We start from the raw sequence: 17,376 nt of genomic DNA on the forward strand, positions 1-17,376 counted from the left end.
AGAAACTTACCCACGGTTTTTCACGCTTGCCTCTAATTTGAACCTTGCCTGACTAATATTTCATCAAGATTACAACGAGATGGCAAAACCGACCGCCGGATCGCCGGCCGGATCGCCCGCCTGCCGCTCCGTCCTGCCCCCAATATAGGTACGGACTCGCGATTGAGGATGGATGATAGGACGATTTTCTTTCGCGAACCTGTTGCGCCCGTGGATTCAGACTTATTTTAGCAACTCATGCTTCTCTCTTTCCGCAAGGGCAGGAGCACGCGCATCGATGTTCAGCAGGACGAAGGCCATTCTTTCGATCGAATCCGGCAATCCGGAGCTCGTCCAGGCGCAGCTTGCCGCCTTTACCAAGCAGGTGCCGCTGCTCTACTTCATGCTCGTGACGAATACTGTCGCCCTCACCATCACCCATTTCGGCGCGGCCCCCGCCTATCTCACCCTTTACGTTCCCGGCGCCCTCTATGCCGTCAGCCTGTTTCGCCTCGTGCACTGGTGGTTCAGCCGCAACCGGCGTTACACCCATGAGGAGGCGATCGGCCGGCTGCGCTCGACCTATCGCCTGACCGCGCTGCTCGGCGCCGGCTTCTGCGCCTGGTCGCTCAGCCTCTATCCCTATGGCGACGCCTACCAGCAGTCCCATGTCGCCTTCTACATCGCCAACACGGTCGTCGGCTGCATCTTCTGCCTGATGCACCTGCGCGCCGCCGCGCTGGCGCTGACGGCCATCGTGCTCGGGCCGTTCACGATCTTCTTCGGCACCTCGGGCAATCCGGTCTTCACCGCGCTCGCCCTCAACGTCGCGCTCGTCACCGTCGCCATGGTGTTCATCCTCTTCACCTACTACCGGGATTTCGGCGCCCTCATCCGGTCGCAGAAGGAACTGACGGCGCGCCAGGCAGAAACCCAGCGCCTCAGCGACGAGAACCATCGCCTTGCCAATCTCGACAGCCTGACCAACCTGCCCAACCGCCGCCAGTTCCGCGCCGAGCTCGAAACACGGATCGCACGGGCGGAGAAAAACGGCACCGGCCTTGCCCTCGGCCTCATCGACCTCGACGGTTTCAAGCCGGTCAACGACACGTTCGGCCACGGCATCGGCGACAAGCTGCTCATGGAGGTCGGCGAACGGCTCACCGCCTTTGCCGGCCAGGGCCTGTTTCCGGCCCGCCTCGGCGGCGACGAATTCGGCATCCTCTTCGAGGCAGGCGCCTGCGCGGAGCGGCTCCATGCGCTCGGCGAGGAGATCTGCGCCGCGCTCCAGGAGCCCTATGTCTTCAACGGCCAGACGGCGCGGGTCTCTGGTTCGCTCGGCATCTCCATCCTCGGCGAGGCCGGCACCACGGCCGACCGGCTGTTCGACCGCGCCGACTTCGCCCTCTACCTCGCCAAGCAGAATTTTCGCGGCACGGCGGTCGTCTTCTCCGCCGAGCACGAGGCCGAGATCAACGAACAGGGCCGCATCCAGCAGGCATTGTGCGCCGCCGACTTCGAAAAGGAGATGCACCTCGTCTTCCAGCCGATGGTCGATGCGGACACGAACGGCATTTTCGCCTACGAGGCGCTGGCCCGCTGGGAAAGCCCGGTCCTCGGCAACGTGTCGCCCGGCGTCTTCATCCGGGCTGCCGAGCGGACGGGCATCATCGGCCGCCTGACCGAGACCCTGATGCAGAAGGCGCTGGAGGCCGCGCAGAGCTGGCCGGATCACATCCGCCTCTCCGTCAACCTGTCGACCCGCGACGTCGTCTCCAACAGGACGGTCGATGCGCTGCTCGAGATCATCGCGCGAAGCGGCATCGATCCCGCCCGTCTCGACATCGAGGTGACGGAGACGGCCGTCATGCGCAATTTCGCGCTCGCCGCGGACAATATCCGGCGTCTGGCCGAACGCGGCATCGGCATCGCGCTCGACGATTTCGGCACGGGCCATTCCAGCCTCAGCTATGTGCACAGGCTGCCGCTCACCAAGATCAAGATCGACCGCAGCTTCATCGTCGATATCGCCACGAACGAACTCAGCCGCAGCATCGTCAAGACAATCGTCGACCTTTCCCGCAACATCGGCTGCGTCTGCATCGTCGAGGGCATGGAGACCCATGAGCAGGTGGCGGCGCTGCGCGGCCTCGGCTGCCGCATGATGCAGGGCTACTATTTCGCAAGGCCCGAGCGGCTGGAGGACACGCTGGCCTACCGGGCGCCATCCGACACGATCGTGAACGTGCCCGCGCGCAAAACCGGTTGATCTTTCCGGCAAGGACAGACATGAAGTCGGAACGCGGCTCGGATCGCTTGCCGCAGGTGGATGGAGGACACACTTGGCATCTCTCGGCACGCCGGCCTTCCGGCTCTACATCCTTCGTCATGCCCGCGCCGCCTGGGCCGAGCCCGGCCAGTCGGATTTCGACCGCGCGCTCGACGACGACGGCTTTGCCGAAGCCGAGGTGATCGCCGAGGAGGCGGCCGACCAGGGCTACCGGCCGGACCTCATCATCTCCTCCACCGCCACGCGCTGCCGCCAGACGGCCGAGCCCTTCCACCGCTCGGTCAGCGAGGACCTGACGATCGACTATGTCGATTCCCTCTATTCCGGCTCGGTCGATACCTATGCCGAACTCGCCTTCGCGGAGCGGCAGGAGAGCGCCGTGATGATCGTCGGCCACAATCCGATGATCGAGGAATTCTTCCATCGCCTCGTCGGCAAGGAGATCGCCGAGACCGCCGCACCCTTCGGCTATCCGACGGCCGGCCTCGCCATCCTCGATTTCGACGAACGCCCGACCGAGGACGATTATCGCGGCGCCTGCCTTGCCGGCTTCATGACGCCGCGCCCGGCGCACTGACGCGCATCGCGATCTTCCAGGCGGGCACCTTGATTTTCCGCATCGCATTGGCGCAAAACCGCTGCAGACGTGCGCGCGACATGGTTTGAGCGAAAGGGCCGGCCTCTTTTTCCGCCGGATTTCGTTTCCTATATCGCCTTCGATGCTGGAAAGAGACCTTGCCCCCTAGCCTGACCACCCTGACCGACGAAGCCCTGCTCGCGCTCGACGCGCTGACCGGCCGCGCCACCAATCTCGTCAACCCGTCGATCCGCCTCGGCGTGACGGGCCTGTCGCGCGCCGGCAAGACGGTGTTCATCTCCTCGCTCGTGCACAATCTCCTCAACGGCGGCCGCCTGCCGCTGTTCGAGGCGGGGCGCTCGGGGCGCGTGTCAAAAATCCGGCTGGAGCCGCAGCCGGACGACGCCGTGCCGCGCTTCCAGTACGAGGACCATATCCGCGCGCTGGTCGCCGACCGCCTCTGGCCGGATTCGACCCGCGCCATCTCGCAATTGCGCCTGACGCTCGACTATGAGAGCGCCTCCGGCTGGGGCCGCCTCTTCTCGCCCGGACGGCTGTCGATCGACATCGTCGACTATCCCGGCGAATGGCTGCTCGACCTGCCGCTGCTCGCGCAGGATTTCCGCGCCTTCAGCGCGAACACCGTGTCGCTGGCGCAGTCCGGCATCCGCGCGGAGCTGGCGCGCGACTGGCTGGCGCTGTCGGCCACCATGGATCCTGCCGCCGAAGCCGAGGAAGCGACGGCGCGCACGCTGGCGGAAGCGTTCACCGCCTATCTGAAGGCCTGCAAGTCCGACGAGCGCTCGCTCTCCACCCTGCCGCCCGGCCGTTTCCTGATGCCCGGCGATCTCGAAGGCTCGCCCGCCCTCACCTTCGCGCCGCTGCCGAACCTTCAGGAAGGCCGCCCCGCCAGGGGATCGCTGCATGCCATGATGGAGCGCCGCTACGAGGCTTACAAGACACATGTGGTGCGCCCGTTCTTCCGCGAGCACTTCGCCCGGCTCGACCGGCAGATCGTGCTGATCGACGCCCTGCAGGCAATCAACCGCGGCGCCGAGGCCGTGCACGACCTGGAGCGCGCGCTGGGCGACGTACTCGATTGCTTCCGCGCCGGAACGAACAGCTTCCTCTCCTCCTTCGTGACGCGCCGCATCGACCGCATCGTGATTGCCGCCACCAAGGCCGACCACCTGCACCACGAGAGCCATGCGCGGCTGGAAGCCGTCACCCGCCGCCTCGTCGAGCGCGCCATCGAGCGCATCGGCATGAGCGGCGCCGGCATCGAGGTGATGGCGCTCGCCTCCGTGCGCGCCACCCGCGAGGCGACCGTCAAGCACGACGGCGAGGAGCTGCCGGTCATCGTCGGCGTGCCCATGGCCGGCGAGCGGATCAATGGCGAGGTCTTCGACGGCGAACGGAAAACAGCCATATTTCCCGGGGACTTGCCGAAGGATCCGGATTCGCTTTTCAAGGAACTTGAATCCTTGCCTCAAGGCGAGGCGCCGCATCTCTTGAACTTCGTGCGCTTCCGCCCGCCGCATATCGAGGAGACGGGCGGCGGCCTGAAGCTTTCCGTGCCGCACATCCGCCTCGACCGCGCGCTGCAATACCTGATCGGAGACCGGCTCGCATGAACGACCGCCCGCGCAAGCCCGCCGCCTTCTCGCTGCCCGGCGGCTCCCCGCAGCCTCCAGAGCGCACGAGGCCCCGTGCTCCCGCCGCCTTCGACGACGCCGTCACGCTGACGCCGGATGCCGAGGATCCCTTCATCGCCACCACCGCCGACCTGCCGGACCTGACGCCGCCGGTCGCAACCCCGCGCAAGCGCCGCCTGACGCTCGGCCGCATCGCCCTCGGCGCGCTCGGGCTCCTCGTCTCGCTCGCCATCGGCCTCTGGGTCGATGCGCTGATCCGCGACCTCTTCAGCCGTAACGACTGGCTCGGCTATCTCGCGATCGCCGCCGCCGCCATCGCCGTTCTCGCCGTGCTCGGCCTCGTCGCGCGCGAGCTGATCGGCCTGCGCCGTCTCGCCGCCGTGCAGGACCTCAAGCGCGACGTCGCCGAGGCCGCCCTCTCGCCGAGCCCGTCGGTCGGCCGCGCCATCCTCGCCCGCCTCGTGCATCTCGCCGCCGCCCGGCCGCAGACGGCACGCGGGCGCGCACGCCTTGCCGAGACCGAAGGCGAGATCATCGACGCGGCCCACCTCGTCGACCTTGCCGAGCGCGAGCTGATGGCGCCGCTCGACCGCGAGGCGCGCGCGCTGATCCTCGGCGCCGCCAAGCGGGTCTCCATCGTCACCGCCGTCAGCCCGCGGGCGCTGGTCGATCTCGGCTATGTCGTCTACGAGAGCAGCCGGCTGGTGCGCGGCATGGCGGAGCTCTACGGCGGGCGCCCCGGCAAGATCGGCATGCTGCGGCTGATGCGCGACGTCATCGCCCATCTCGCCGTCACCGGCTCCATCGCCATGGGCGACAGCCTGGTGCAGCAGGTGCTGGGCCATGGGCTCGCCTCGAAACTCTCCGCCCGGCTCGGCGAAGGCGTCATCAACGGCCTGATGACGGCGCGAATCGGCATCGCCGCCATGGACCTCTGCCGGCCCATGCCTTTCCGCGCGCTGAAACGGCCCGGCATCGGCGATTTCATCGGCGACCTGACACCGAACATGGCGGGCGGCCGGCGCGAGGAGGCGTGACCTGCCGCGCCACGGTTCAATCACGACGCGCAAAGGACGCTGCAGAACTGTGGACTCGTTGCAACACCCCGGTTTTCCGGGCCTGCACCGCAGGTAAATGACGAAGGGCAAGACGGGCGGAAACCGTCCATTAACCATTTTCGAGCAAATCTCGTCGCACACAAGCAGGCCGGATGGCCGTCGCCCATCAAGGATCGTTCATGTACTCGCGCACTTCTTTGATCGCCCGCGTCTCCGTAGCGGCCTTCCTCGCAGCCACCGCCGTCGCCCTTCCGGCCTCCGCCGGCTCGCGCGACAAGGCCTTCTTCGAGCAGGTCACCGGCAGTTGGCAGGGCAAGGGCGAGATCGTCGCCGGCAAGTACAAGGGCACCAAGTTCGCCTGCGACCTGACGGGCGACACCGCGCCGGCCAAGGGCGCCGGCATCCAGCTCGACGGCTTCTGCCGCGTGGGCGTCTTCAAGCAGCCGATGTCCGCCCTCATCACCCGGTCGGGCAGCACCTACAAGGGCAAGTTCCTCGACGGCGCCGCCGGCAAGGGGCTCGACATCACCTCCGGCCAGGTCAACGGCAACAAGGTGGTCGTCGGCATCAACCGGCAGAAGCTGAACGGCGCGATGATCGCGCGCCTGGACGGCGACAACAAGATGAACATCACCATCTCGGTGAAGGTCGAGGACAAGATGGTGCCGGTCATCGGCGTCTCGCTCGACCGCAATCTCGACGACATCGCCGTCGGCTCGATCAAGTAGCCTTCCACCATTCCGGGCCGGCACTTGCCGGCTCGATGCCCGCGACATCCGCATCCTCCAGCCACGAGGCCACCGTGCGTCCCTCGACCGCGAGGTCGGGCGCCACGTCCGCGAGCGGCATCAGCACGAAGCCGCGCCCCGTCATGCGCGGATGCGGCAGGTCCAGCCGACCGCCGGATTGCGCCACGCCGTCGTAGGTCAGGACATCGATGTCGATGGTGCGCGGCCCCCAGCGATCCTTGCGCTCGCGCTTCATGTCGCGCTCGATGGCAAGGCAGGTGTCGAGCAGCGGCTCGGGCGCGAGCGTCGTCTCCACCAGCGCACAGGCGTTGAAGAACCAGTCCTGGTCGGTCTTTCCCCAGGGCGGCGTGCGGTAGAGCCGCGAGACGGCCGTCACGCGGCAATCGTCCCGTGCGTCCAGCGCCCGCAGCGCCTCGGCCATGGCGCGCACGGGATCGCCGATATTGCCGCCGAGGCCGAGCGCGGCCTGGCGGAAGGGCTCAAACGGCATGATCGACCGTCACCTGCACATGGTCCAGCACGCCGGGCACCGGCGCATTCGGCTTGCGCACCGTGATGCGTGCGCGCGAAATCTGCGGGAAGCGGGCACAGAGCACGGTGGCGATCTCCTGCGCCAGCGCCTCGATGAGATAGCGGCGCTGGCCGGTGACGATCTTCTCGATTTCCTGGAAAGCGACGCCGTAGTCGACGGTCGATTCGATCGCATCGTCGGAGAGCGGGCGCAGCGGCCTGACCTCCAGCTCCGCGTCGACGAAGAACCGCTGGCCGAGGAATTCCTCGGCATCGTGCAGGCCGTGGCGGGCGAAGAAGGCGCAGTTCTTGAGCGTGATCGTGTAGGTGGTGGTCATGGTCTTTCCTGTCTGGCTGCCTGTCAGGTGCGCGCCTCGCGCGCCGTCACCTTGCGCCCCGCAGCGAGCATAGCATCCGCCATCGCCAGCGCATCCCTGTTGATTGCGACATCGTGCACCCTGAAGACCGCCGCGCCGGCGACCCGCAGCAGCGCGGTGGTGGCGGCCGTGCCGGCATCGCGGCCTTCCGCCTCGCGCCCCGTGACGGCGCCGACGAAGCGCTTGCGCGAGGTGCCGGCCAGGATGGGCAGTTCGAAGCCGTAAAGCTCGCCGAAACGCGCCATCAGTTCGAGGTTTTCGTCCGTATCCTTGGCAAAGCCGAAGCCGGGATCGAGCACCATCGCCTCGCGCGCGATACCCGCCGCCCGGGCGATCTCCAGCGAACGGCCGAGGAAGAGATACTGGTCCTCCACCACATCCGGCCGCTTCTGGCGGTCGCGGCCGGTATGCATGATGCAGAGCCCCGCCCCGGTCCCGGCGGCAACGCCGGCAATGTCGGGTTCGCGCTGCAGGCCGTGCACGTCGTTGACGATATGGGCGCCGGCCGCAACGGCAAGCCGCGCCGTCTCGGCCCGGTAGGTATCGACCGAGATGAGCGCGTCCGTCGTGCCCGCAAGCGCCTCGATGACCGGCAGGATGCGGTCCTGCTCCTCCGCCGCCGACACGGGAGCCGCGCCGGGGCGCGTCGATTCCCCGCCGATATCGACGATCTCCGCCCCCTCTTCGAGACAGAGGACGGCCTGCGCCACGGCCTTGTCCGCGCTGTCGAACCGGCCCCCGTCGGAAAAGGAATCCGGCGTGACGTTGACGATCGCCATCAGGATGCCACGGGGGCCCAGCTCCAGCGACCGGCCATGGGCGAGCGCCCAGCGAAAGGGTTCGAATGGCGAGAACATGGCGGTTTCCTTCCGCAGTCAGCGACGGCGCCGCACGCCAGGGACGCTAGGACGATACTTTGAATCTTCTCGGCACCCTTAGCTTTAAATCAACGGGTTTGAAGCTAAGGGTATCGAGCGGCGTCCCGCAAAGGGTGTTGCGCTCGCCGAGCCTATGCCCCAAGCTTGGGGGAAGTTCAACCGGCGCCTTCAGCCGGCCTGTGTATCGGATCATCCGGTGGCGAAAGGAAAGCTGACTGAATGACGACCATCGCCCGCCTGATGGCCCTTGCCGCCCTCGCCTGCCTCGCGCTCCAGCCGGCCCGCGCCGAGACCATCACCTCCAAGACCTTCGCCTATTTTTCCGTCGGCGGGCGCACGGCGGCCGAACTCGACGAGGAGCTCTCGAAGCGCGGCCCGGTCATGAAACACAGCGGCGCGCGCCACCCCGGCGCCACCCGGATCAAATGGGGCGGCTCGGTGACCTATGTGCGCCGCGGCAGCCGCTGCGCGGTCGGCGAGGCGCGGGTGACGCTCTCCACCGAGATCATCCTGCCGCGCTGGAAGCACCGCAAGCGCGCCACCCCGTCGCTCGCGCTCATCTGGGACACGCTTTCGAGCGACATCAAGCGCCACGAGGAACGCCACGCCGAAATCGCCCGCACCCACGCCCGCAACCTGGAACGCACGCTGAAGACGCTGCGCCCCGAGGCCGACTGCGAGCGCATGCAGGCGCGCGTCGACCGGGCGACGGCCGACGCCGTGTCGAAGCACGACGCCGACCAGGCGCGCTTCGACCGCATTGAATCGAAGAACTTCAACGACCGGATGATGCGCCTGCTCGTACACCGGCTGAAGAGCCGCGCCGAGTAGACACGCCACCCCGGCAGGTATTTCTTGAAAGAGCTTTAATGGAACGGGACCGGGCCAAGGCCCGCGCGCATTCCCATGCATGAAATGACTGGTTAGTTTTAGCGATAGCGCAATTCCGCAAATCACCGTATTTTCATACCAACAGTGAACGGGAAGACGATTTTCCTTCCCGAAGTTGCATGAAACGGTTTGTAACAGGTTCTCCTGGCGCGTCCCAATCAAAGCAGCAGGTGTCTCCTCCCTCTCCTGTCTGCGATGCGCCCTCCTGGCCTCGCTCGTCCTGACCGACCGGCGAGGCTCTTTTTTTGTTCTTCTATTCTTCCGATCCCGCAGAACTTCGCGATCTCTTCTTCCTGCGGAAAGAAGAGACGACAAGATGCTGGCCGAAACCGGATCGGGTTCGGCCAGCGCTTCAGTCAGTCTGAAGGAAAAGATGTCAGGCCTGGCGTTCGGGAACGTGGACCACGAGCCCGTCGAGCGCATCCGACATCTTGATCTGACAGGAGAGCCGCGAGGTGGGACGCACCTCGTAGGCGAAGTCCAGCATGTCCTCTTCCATCGCTTCCGGCGGGCCGACGATCGCGCTCCAGGCGTCGTCGACATAGACATGACAGGTCGCGCAGGCGCAGGCGCCGCCGCACTCGGCCTCGATGCCGGGCACGGAGTTGCGCACGGCGTTTTCCATGACCGTGGAGCCGTTGGCGACATCCAGTTCGTGGCGCGTGCCGTCGAAGGCGACGATGGTGAGTTTGCTCATGATGGCTTCCGGATCCTCAAGACTGCCCGGGCGGGCGAACGAACGGCCGGCGGAAGGATGGTCGAACGCGCCGGTTTTCCGCGGACGTTTCCAACAAAACCCCTCCCCAGTCAACATCGCGCGCCCGGCGGGTTCCGGATGGTCCGGGCGCGGCGTCGGCTTTTCCCGCCGCGCCAGGGAAGACACGGCGGGGCCTGCGGCGATCAGCGGCAGAGCTTCAGGATGAAGTTTTCCGCCTCGACCACGGCGGCGGCGACGCCGGCAAGGGCGATGGCGTCGGCCGGATTGTCCTCGAGCGCGGCGGCCGTCCTGCTGACGGCGGTGGCGCCGACGGACTGGGCGGAGCCCTTGAGGCGATGGGCGACGGCAGCGCGGGCGGCGCCCTCGCAGATCGCCAGTTCCTTCATGCTTGCGCGCGCCTGGCGCGCGAACATCTGCAGCACGTCCAGTTCCAGCCCCTTGTCGCCCATGGTCTGGCGGGCAAGGTGTACCAGATCGATCGGCTTTTCCCCGGAATGGGACATGCCGCCTGCATTGTCGGGCGCCTCGAATGCGATGTTGAGCGCTGCCATTTGCCAATATCCTTATAGACGCGATGTACGCTTGTTTCCTTGTGGTGCACGCAGATGTCTGTGCGGCACGGATGTATCCGTCGTTCCGCACAGGGACATGGGACCGTCATTCTGCGCGGCCGGCGCGCCTATCCGATTAAAAGACGGCGCAAAATGGGCATGAATCGCAAACTATGGTTAACGGCTGAAAAATAGCCATTTTCGCAGGTTTTCCATCGCGATACAGAATCGCCCGATATTAACTTCCTGTTAAGTTTCGGGCGAAGGGAGATGGCAATGAATTGTGTGATACAGGCTAATGTGTCACTACGATACGGCCGGATAGTCCCGGTGGATAAGCCGTGGGCGGAGATACACCGCTTCGCCTTTTCGGTCTATCGAGCGAATTTGGAATGAACGGCGGCCCGGACGCTGCATGCCATGAGGGTATGCAGCAAGACCGGCCACCAACCGGACCGGTTCGAATGCGCCTGAGCAGCGGCAGCGCGCATGAAGCCCGATCCCGGACATGGTAACGAGGCGTATCCGCATGGCGACGAACAAGCCCACCGAGTCGATCGACGACAAGGCCTTCCAGGCCCTGGAAGAAGCACTGAAGATCGACTTTGATGATCTGGCGCCGGAGACGCCCTCGAAGAAGGACGCTTCGGAGGCCCATGTGTCTGAACCAGCAAGCCGCGCTCCCAACAAGACGCAGGAAAAACCTGCCAATCGCCCTGCATCCGGCGAAGCCGCACGCGGCCTCAGCCCCGAGCAGGCGCCGAAAACCCCGGCCTTCACGCCCGCCAATGACGGCTCGCGCAAGACGCCCGCCGCGATCCTGAAGTCGCTCGACGTGCGCTCCGGCCGCGCCTCGATCCGCATGGCCATCCTGATGTCCGTTCTCTGGGTCATCGGCGGGCTCGGTGTCGCCAATCTGCTCTATGCGCCCGAGATCTGGCAGATCCGCTCGGTCGCCGACCTCGTGGCGCTGCCCGGCGCCATCGGCATGGTCGTCGCCATCGTCATGCCGATCATGCTGTTCTTCGCCTTCGCGATCATGATTTCCCGCGCCCAGGAACTGCGCAGCGCCGCCCGTTCCATGGCGGAAGTCGCGCTCCGCCTTTCCGAGCCGGAAACCGTCGCCAGCGACCGCATCATGACCGTCGGCCAGGCCGTGCGCCGCGAAGTCTCCGCGATGAACGAGGGCATCGAGCGCACCATCGCCCGCGCCACCGAGCTCGAAACACTCGTGCATTCGGAAGTCAACGCCCTCGAGCGCAGCTATTCCGACAACGAGATGCGCGTGCGCACCCTCGTCCAGGAGCTCGGTGCCGAGCGCGAAGCCATCGTCAGCCACGCCGAGCGCATCCGCTCGTCGATCTCGGGCGCGCACGAGCAACTGAAGGACGAGCTGGCCAGCGCCGGCGACAACATCACCCAGCGCCTCGCCACCTCGGGCGAAGCCTTCGCCTCCATGCTCGACACCCGCGCCGCCATGCTGATGGAAAAATCCGACAGCGCGACGCAGACGATCGGCGCCATGCTGTCGGCCCGCACCGACAGCCTGCTGTCGACGCTGAGCTCGTCGGGCCTGGCGCTCGCCAACGAGTTCGACAGCCGCCTCGACCATCTCACCAAGACCCTCGATTCGCGCGGCCGTGACCTCTTGCAGCAATTCGAGACCCGCGCCACCTCGCTCGACACGAACACCGAAAAGCTGAATGCCGCGCTGAACGAGCGCGCCAAGCAGCTCAACGAGACGCTGATCGCCCGCACCCGCGAGATCAGCGAAAGCCTGTCGATCGGCCAGCAGGCCGTCACCGGCGGCCTCGACCACGTTCTCCAGTCGATGAACGCCGCGCTCGACGAGAAGGGCGCGCAGTTCCGCCAGAGCCTCAAGAACGCCGCCGACGACACGGTCATGGACCTCGACCTGCGCACCGGCTTCTTCGACGAGCGCATGCAGGCGACCGTCGGCCAAATCGCCAGCGCCTTCGACCACCGCGTCGAGGAATTCGCGCAGGCCTTCGACCAGCGCGCCGGCTCGCTCGACAGCAAGCTGATGGAGAGCCTTGCCCGCATCAACGAAACGGTCGCCAGCGGCCGCGACGCGATGGACGGCATCCTTACCTCCAGCATCGACCGCCTCGGCAGCACGCTCACCGACCAGTCCTTCGCCCTGGCGACGACGCTCGCCACCAGCCAGGAGGTCATCGAAAGCGCCGTCTCCGGCCATGCCGACGCCATCTCCAATGCCGTCAGCGGTGCGCATGAGCGCATGGGCGCGGTCCTCTCGGAAAAGTCCGCCGCGCTTCTCGGTGGCCTCGCCGAGGTGCAGAACCGCATCGAAAGCGGCTTCGGCACCCGTGCGGATGCGCTGGCGGAAAGCATTTCGAGCAGCGAACGCCGCCTGACGGACGCGCTCGATTCCCGCGGCTCGGCCATCGCCACCGATATCGAGGCCGCGCAGGCCCGCATGGAGGAAGCGCTCGGCGCCCGCGCCAGCGCGCTGGTGGAAAGCATCTCCGGCAGCGAACGCCGCCTGACGGAGGCACTCGATTCCCGCGGCACCTCAATCGCCAGCGGCATCGAGGCCGCCCAGGCCCGCATGGAAGAGGCGCTCGGCACCCGCGCCGACGAGATCGCGTCGACGATCGCCGCCAGCCACAACCGCATCGACAGCGCGCTTTCCGAGCGCACCGCCGCCCTCTCCTCCATGCTTAACGAGACGGGCAGCCAGCTCGAACAGTCCGTCGGCACCGCCGCCAGCCGTGTCGAGAACGCCCTGACGGGCGCCGCCCGCCAGATCGACGACGCCATCACGGGCCGCACGGCCAACCTCGCCTCGGTCCTGTCCAACAGCGCCGGCGCCATGCAGTCCGCCATCGATGCGGCGGCAGAGCGCGTCGAGACGGTCCTGTCCGAAGGCAACCAGCAGCTCACGGGCGTCCTGCACGGCCAGGCCGCCGAGTTCGCCGAAGCCTTCTCCGGCCGCGCCGCCACCATCGCCGAGCAGCTTTCGGGCCGCGCCTCGGAGCTCGCCGGCTCGCTCGTCTCTACCCATGAGCAGATCCGCGCGACGCTCGACGACCGCATCGACGCGATCAACCTCGCCATCACCGAGGGCCGCAACCAGCTCACCGAGACGCTGAACGACCAGGTCACCTCCATCGGCACCTCGATCGCCACCAGCACCGGCATGCTGGAACTGTCGATGGAACAGCTCTCGGACCGCGCCTCCGCGCTCACCGGCTCGCTCGTCACCACCCATGACGAGATCCGCGCGACGCTCGACGACCGCATCAATGCGATCAACCTCGCCATCACCGAGGGCCGCAACCATCTCACCGAGACGCTGAACGACCAGGTGACCACGATCGGCACCTCGATCGCCACCAGCGCCGGCATGCTGGAACTGTCCATGGAGCAGCACGAGGAAGCGCTGCGCCGCACCATCGACGGCAGCGGCGCCCTGCTCGACCAGCGCGTGCGCGAAAGCGTCGGCGCCGTCGCCGAACGCCTCGTCGAAACCTCGGCGAAGATCGTCCAGGCGGCCGATACCTTCGGCAACCGCATGGAGCAGACGGTCGACAGCGTCGCCAATCGCTTCGACACGACCGGCAGCCGCCTGGAGGAAAACCTCGGCAAGCTCGAATCCCGCATCGAGTACAGCGTCGACCACGTCTCCGGCCTCGTCGACACGGCCGCCTCGCGCATTTCCGACACGCTGTCGGAACGCCTCACCGATCTCGACCGCGTCGGCGGCGACGTATCGCTGCGCGTGTCCGAAGCCCTCTCCCGGCCGATGGCCGAGGTCGAGCGCATCGGCGACGAGACGACGGCGCGCATCGCGGCCGCCCTTGCCGGCCGCGTCACCGACATCGAGCGCCTCGGCGCCAGCGCGGCCGAGCGCATCGAAGGCGCCCTTTCCGGTCGCCTCACCGATATCGAGCGTGTCACCGGCGAAGCCGCCGAGCGCATCGACGGTACGCTGGCAAGCCGTGCCGACCAGATCGCCCGCATTGCCGGGGAAGCGGCGGACCGCATCGACGACACGCTGATTGCCCGCGCCACCCAGATCGAGATGACCGTCGGCAACGTCGCCGAGCGTATCGACGACACGCTGCTGGCCCGCGCAACGCAGATCGAACTGACGGTCGACAATGCCGCCGAGCGCATCGACGGCGCCCTTGTCGGCCGCGTCGACGAGATCAGCCGCACCGTCGGCGAGGCCGCCGAACGCCTCGACGGCACGCTCCTCAACCGGGCAAGCCAGATCGAGCGGTCCGTCGGCAATGCCGCCGAACGCATCGATGGTGCCCTCGTCAATCGCGCCGACGAGATCAGCCGCGCCGTCGGCGAGGCCGCCGAGCGCATCGACGGCACGCTGGCAAGCCGCGCCAGCGACATCGCCCGCATTGCCGGGGAAGCCGCCGAACGCATCGACGGCACGCTCACGGCCCGCACCGGCGACATCGAACGCATCACGGGCGAAGCCGCCGAGCGCATCGCCGGCACGATCGACGAGAAGACCGGCCGCATCGAGGAACGCCTCGGCACGATGGACCGGGCCCTGACCATCGGTCTCGACAGCGTCAACCGCACGATCGACGGCAAGGCCGCCGGCCTCGCCGCAACCCTGCGCGAAGCGGTTTCGCAGGCCGCCCAGGACATGGACGCCGAAGCGATCCGCTCCGCCCAGTCGCTCGCCAAGACCGGCGAGGAATTCGTCAGCCTCAGCTCGTCGCTGCGCGGCGCGGTTTCCCGCGCGGCCCAGGAAATGGGGGCCGAAGCCCAGCGCGCCGCCGAAAACATCGCCCGCACGGGCGAGGAGTTCGCCGGCAATCTTTCGGCCCGCAACGAAGCCTTCACCCGCGCCGTCGAGGAGACCACCGCGACCGCTGTTGCCCGCTTCGCCGAGACGGAAAACCGCCTCGCCGACCAGGCCCAGTCGCTGCGCGCCGGCCTCGGCGACGTCGAGAAGGCCCTGGAAGCCCGTGGCGCCTCCATTCGCTCGACGCTCGACGAGCGCACCCGCGAGCTCAACTCCATGCTGGCAAGCCGAACGGAAGAGCTTGCCCGCCTGATCGACGAGGAGGCCCGTCCGGTCATCGACAGCTATGCCGCCGTCGGCCGCGAGGCTGCCGAGGGCATCGGGGGTGTCGCCCGTGATGCTGCCGAGCGCATCAGCGGCGTCGCCCGCGAAAGCGCCGAACGCCTGCGCAACGAGAACGCCGCGCTCATCAACGCGATCTCCGCCCGCACGGCCGACACGCTCGCCGCCATCACCAGCCGCACGGAAGAAGCCGCCGGCACGATGCGCGAGATCGAAAGCGGCCTTGCGGCCAATGTCGAAAGCCTGATCGCCCGCCTTTCGGAAAGCAACGGCGCCATTGCCGGCATCGTCGATGCGGCCAGCCAAACGCTCGGCGCCATCGACAGCCGCCTGATGAGCACGGCCGAGCGCTTCTCCACCTCCGCCGAGCGCGCCTCCGACATGGTGTCCACCACGTCGCGCCTGCTCGAGGGCAAGGTGGACCGCCTGTCCGACATCTCGTCCGGCACGCTGTCGCAGATCGGCGGCATCGTCGGGCGCTTCGAGGACCACTCGAAGATCCTGTCGCAGGCCTCCGACCTGCTCGCCGCCGCCCAGTCGAACCTCGTCTCGACGCTGGAAGAGCGCCAGGACGCGCTGCGTTCGCTCTCCGTCGGCCTCGTGCAGCGCTCGGAGGAGATCGAGAAGACCATGCAGTCGCTCGAAGGCATGGTCGAGGGCGTCTTCAGCCGCGCCGAGGAGCGTTCGAACCTCATCGCCGGCAACCTGCGCGGCGGCATCCAGACCTCCTTCGCCGAAGTCGGCCGCATTCTCGGCGAGACCGAGAAACGCGCCGAGGCCGCGGCCAATATGTTGCGCGAGCAACTGGTCAAGGCCGGCGAGGAAGCGGGCCAGTCGGTCGAGGGCTCCTTCGCCCGTGCCGAGGAGCGGACCAGGGAAGTGGCGAACCGCCTGCGCGGCAGCGTCGGCGCCTCGCTCTCCGATGTCGATCGCATGCTTGCCGAAAGCGGCAAGAAGTCCGAGGCCGCCACGACCGTCATGCGCGAAACGCTGCGCGAAGCCGTCGAGGAAGCCGTCGGCAAGTTCTCCGGCGCGACCGAGGAAATCCGCCGCGCCGCCGCCGATATCCGCAAGGAGCTCGACCAGACCCGCGGCGAGCTGAAGCGCGGCGCCTTCGACCTGCCGGAAGAAGCCAAGGAAAGCGCCGCCCAGATGCGCCGCGCCGTCAGCGAGCAGATCAAGGCCCTGCAGGACCTGTCCGACATCATCAGCAAGTCCTCCTCGGCGCTGGAAGTCTCCCGCCCGGCCGTGGTCCAGGCCAGGGTCGTCCAGCAGGCACAGCCGGTGCAGGAAACCCGCGCCGAGCCCCGCCGCGAGGAACCGGCCCAACTGCGCGGCAGCCTCGGCCTGGAGCGTGCCGCGACGGCGACCGTGCCGCAGCGCGCACAGCCCCTGCCCGCGGAAGCCGAAGCCAGGACCACCGGTGGCGAAGGCGGCTGGATGCGGGATCTTCTGCGCGGCGCCGTCTCGCGCGAGGAGGCCCAGTTCGGCCAGCCGCGCACCGACGGCCAGGCCGCCCGCCCGGACAACCGCAACCCGCGTCATGTCGTCGAATCGCTGAACTCGCTTTCGGTCGACATCGCCCGCGCCATCGACCACGATGCCTCGGTCGACCTGTGGCGCCGCTACCAGCGCGGCGAGCGTGACGTCTTCACGCGCCGCCTCTACACGCTGAAGGGCCAGCAGACCTTCGACGAGATCAAGCGCAAGTACGAGCGCGAGCCGGAATTCCGCACCGCTGTGGACCGCTACATCTCGGATTTCGAGAAGCTGCTCGCCGATGTGGCCCGCAACGACCGCGACAAGGTGATGACGCAGACCTACCTCACCTCGGACACCGGCAAGGTCTACACCATGCTGGCCCATGCCGCGGGCCGCTTCAGCTAAGCGAAGCGGACAGAAGGGATCGAACGGCCGCCCGCAAGGCGGCCGTTCTGCGTTGAGGCTTCTGGCTGAAGGCGCCGATAACGCACCTTTGATGACGCCGACCGTCCCGGCCCGCCGATTTCCGGCCGCACAACCTTAAAATCCGGGCCGCCAGCCGC

The 17,376-nt window shown here is 67.2% G+C and carries 12 protein-coding genes; 7 read left to right on the forward strand and 5 right to left on the reverse strand.

Annotated features, from left to right (window positions below; translation table 11 throughout):
- Positions 1–277: 277 nt before the first annotated feature.
- The 5 genes from shn_RS09790 to shn_RS09810 all read left to right on the forward strand — a co-directional run bounded on the left by shn_RS09790 (position 278) and on the right by shn_RS09810 (position 6,287).
- The gene (locus shn_RS09790) at positions 278–2,248 is read left to right on the forward strand and encodes a bifunctional diguanylate cyclase/phosphodiesterase (protein ID WP_064330229.1); all 1,971 of its coding nucleotides are present in this window, start codon (positions 278–280) and stop codon (positions 2,246–2,248) included.
- Between the two features lie 73 nt (positions 2,249–2,321).
- Complete coding sequence (locus shn_RS09795; RefSeq protein ID WP_064330230.1) at positions 2,322–2,846, forward strand: histidine phosphatase family protein; 525 nt, start codon at positions 2,322–2,324, stop codon at positions 2,844–2,846.
- 158 nt (positions 2,847–3,004) lie between these two features.
- The gene (locus shn_RS09800; RefSeq protein ID WP_064330231.1) at positions 3,005–4,480 is read left to right on the forward strand and encodes a YcjX family protein; all 1,476 of its coding nucleotides are present in this window, start codon (positions 3,005–3,007) and stop codon (positions 4,478–4,480) included.
- Complete coding sequence (locus shn_RS09805; protein ID WP_064330232.1) at positions 4,477–5,538, forward strand: YcjF family protein; 1,062 nt, start codon at positions 4,477–4,479, stop codon at positions 5,536–5,538. Before shn_RS09800 ends, shn_RS09805 begins: the two co-directional genes overlap by 4 nt.
- Before the next feature lie 200 nt (positions 5,539–5,738).
- The gene (locus shn_RS09810) at positions 5,739–6,287 is read left to right on the forward strand and encodes a hypothetical protein (RefSeq protein ID WP_064330233.1); all 549 of its coding nucleotides are present in this window, start codon (positions 5,739–5,741) and stop codon (positions 6,285–6,287) included.
- On the opposite strand, the gene folK is transcribed toward shn_RS09810, so the two are convergent.
- Genes folK through folP form a run of 3 tightly spaced genes read right to left on the reverse strand, consistent with a single transcriptional unit; the run spans position 6,280 to position 8,052 of the window.
- Positions 6,280–6,798, reverse strand: coding sequence for a 2-amino-4-hydroxy-6-hydroxymethyldihydropteridine diphosphokinase (gene folK / locus shn_RS09815; RefSeq protein ID WP_064330234.1), 519 nt, complete (start codon positions 6,796–6,798; stop codon positions 6,280–6,282). The genes shn_RS09810 and folK overlap by 8 nt on opposite strands.
- Positions 6,788–7,156: a dihydroneopterin aldolase gene (folB, locus tag shn_RS09820; RefSeq protein WP_064330235.1), complete on the reverse strand. Its 369-nt coding sequence runs from the start codon at positions 7,154–7,156 to the stop codon at positions 6,788–6,790. Before folB ends, folK begins: the two co-directional genes overlap by 11 nt.
- A gap of 23 nt (positions 7,157–7,179) precedes the next feature.
- The gene (gene folP, locus shn_RS09825; protein ID WP_064330236.1) at positions 7,180–8,052 is read right to left on the reverse strand and encodes a dihydropteroate synthase; all 873 of its coding nucleotides are present in this window, start codon (positions 8,050–8,052) and stop codon (positions 7,180–7,182) included.
- Positions 8,053–8,292: 240 nt separating this feature from the next.
- Here folP and shn_RS09830 point away from each other — a divergent pair, with 240 nt between their 5' ends.
- Positions 8,293–8,904 carry a DUF922 domain-containing Zn-dependent protease gene (locus shn_RS09830; RefSeq protein ID WP_064330237.1) on the forward strand — a complete coding sequence of 204 codons (612 nt, stop codon included), beginning with the start codon at positions 8,293–8,295 and terminating at the stop codon, positions 8,902–8,904.
- A gap of 436 nt (positions 8,905–9,340) precedes the next feature.
- Here the strand turns inward: shn_RS09830 and shn_RS09835 are convergent, their stop codons facing one another.
- Positions 9,341–9,661, reverse strand: a complete 321-nt coding sequence (locus shn_RS09835) for a 2Fe-2S iron-sulfur cluster-binding protein (RefSeq protein WP_064330238.1) — start codon at positions 9,659–9,661, stop codon at positions 9,341–9,343.
- A 203-nt stretch (positions 9,662–9,864) separates the two neighbouring features.
- Positions 9,865–10,233, reverse strand: coding sequence for an Hpt domain-containing protein (locus tag shn_RS09840; RefSeq protein WP_064330239.1), 369 nt, complete (start codon positions 10,231–10,233; stop codon positions 9,865–9,867).
- A 529-nt stretch (positions 10,234–10,762) separates the two neighbouring features.
- On the opposite strand from shn_RS09840, the gene shn_RS09845 reads away from it, so the two are divergent.
- Complete coding sequence (locus tag shn_RS09845) at positions 10,763–17,218, forward strand: hypothetical protein (RefSeq protein ID WP_064330240.1); 6,456 nt, start codon at positions 10,763–10,765, stop codon at positions 17,216–17,218.
- Positions 17,219–17,376 lie beyond the last annotated feature (158 nt).

Origin of the sequence: Shinella sp. HZN7 (genome assembly GCF_001652565.1) — a bacterium.
Taxonomy (GTDB): Bacteria; Pseudomonadota; Alphaproteobacteria; order Rhizobiales; family Rhizobiaceae; genus Shinella; species Shinella granuli.

Bases quoted from the DNA above. Each gene is read 5' to 3' on its own strand.
- shn_RS09790 (WP_064330229.1), top strand. From the start codon at position 278: ATGTTCAGCAGGACGAAGGCCATTCTTTCGATCGAATCCGGCAATCCG.
- shn_RS09805 (WP_064330232.1), top strand. From the start codon at position 4,477: ATGAACGACCGCCCGCGCAAGCCCGCCGCCTTCTCGCTGCCCGGCGGC.
- shn_RS09810 (WP_064330233.1), top strand. From the start codon at position 5,739: ATGTACTCGCGCACTTCTTTGATCGCCCGCGTCTCCGTAGCGGCCTTC.
- folK (WP_064330234.1), bottom strand. From the start codon at position 6,798: ATGCCGTTTGAGCCCTTCCGCCAGGCCGCGCTCGGCCTCGGCGGCAAT.
- folB (WP_064330235.1), bottom strand. From the start codon at position 7,156: ATGACCACCACCTACACGATCACGCTCAAGAACTGCGCCTTCTTCGCC.
- folP (WP_064330236.1), bottom strand. From the start codon at position 8,052: ATGTTCTCGCCATTCGAACCCTTTCGCTGGGCGCTCGCCCATGGCCGG.
- shn_RS09830 (WP_064330237.1), top strand. From the start codon at position 8,293: ATGACGACCATCGCCCGCCTGATGGCCCTTGCCGCCCTCGCCTGCCTC.
- shn_RS09835 (WP_064330238.1), bottom strand. From the start codon at position 9,661: ATGAGCAAACTCACCATCGTCGCCTTCGACGGCACGCGCCACGAACTG.
- shn_RS09840 (WP_064330239.1), bottom strand. From the start codon at position 10,233: ATGGCAGCGCTCAACATCGCATTCGAGGCGCCCGACAATGCAGGCGGC.
- shn_RS09845 (WP_064330240.1), top strand. From the start codon at position 10,763: ATGGCGACGAACAAGCCCACCGAGTCGATCGACGACAAGGCCTTCCAG.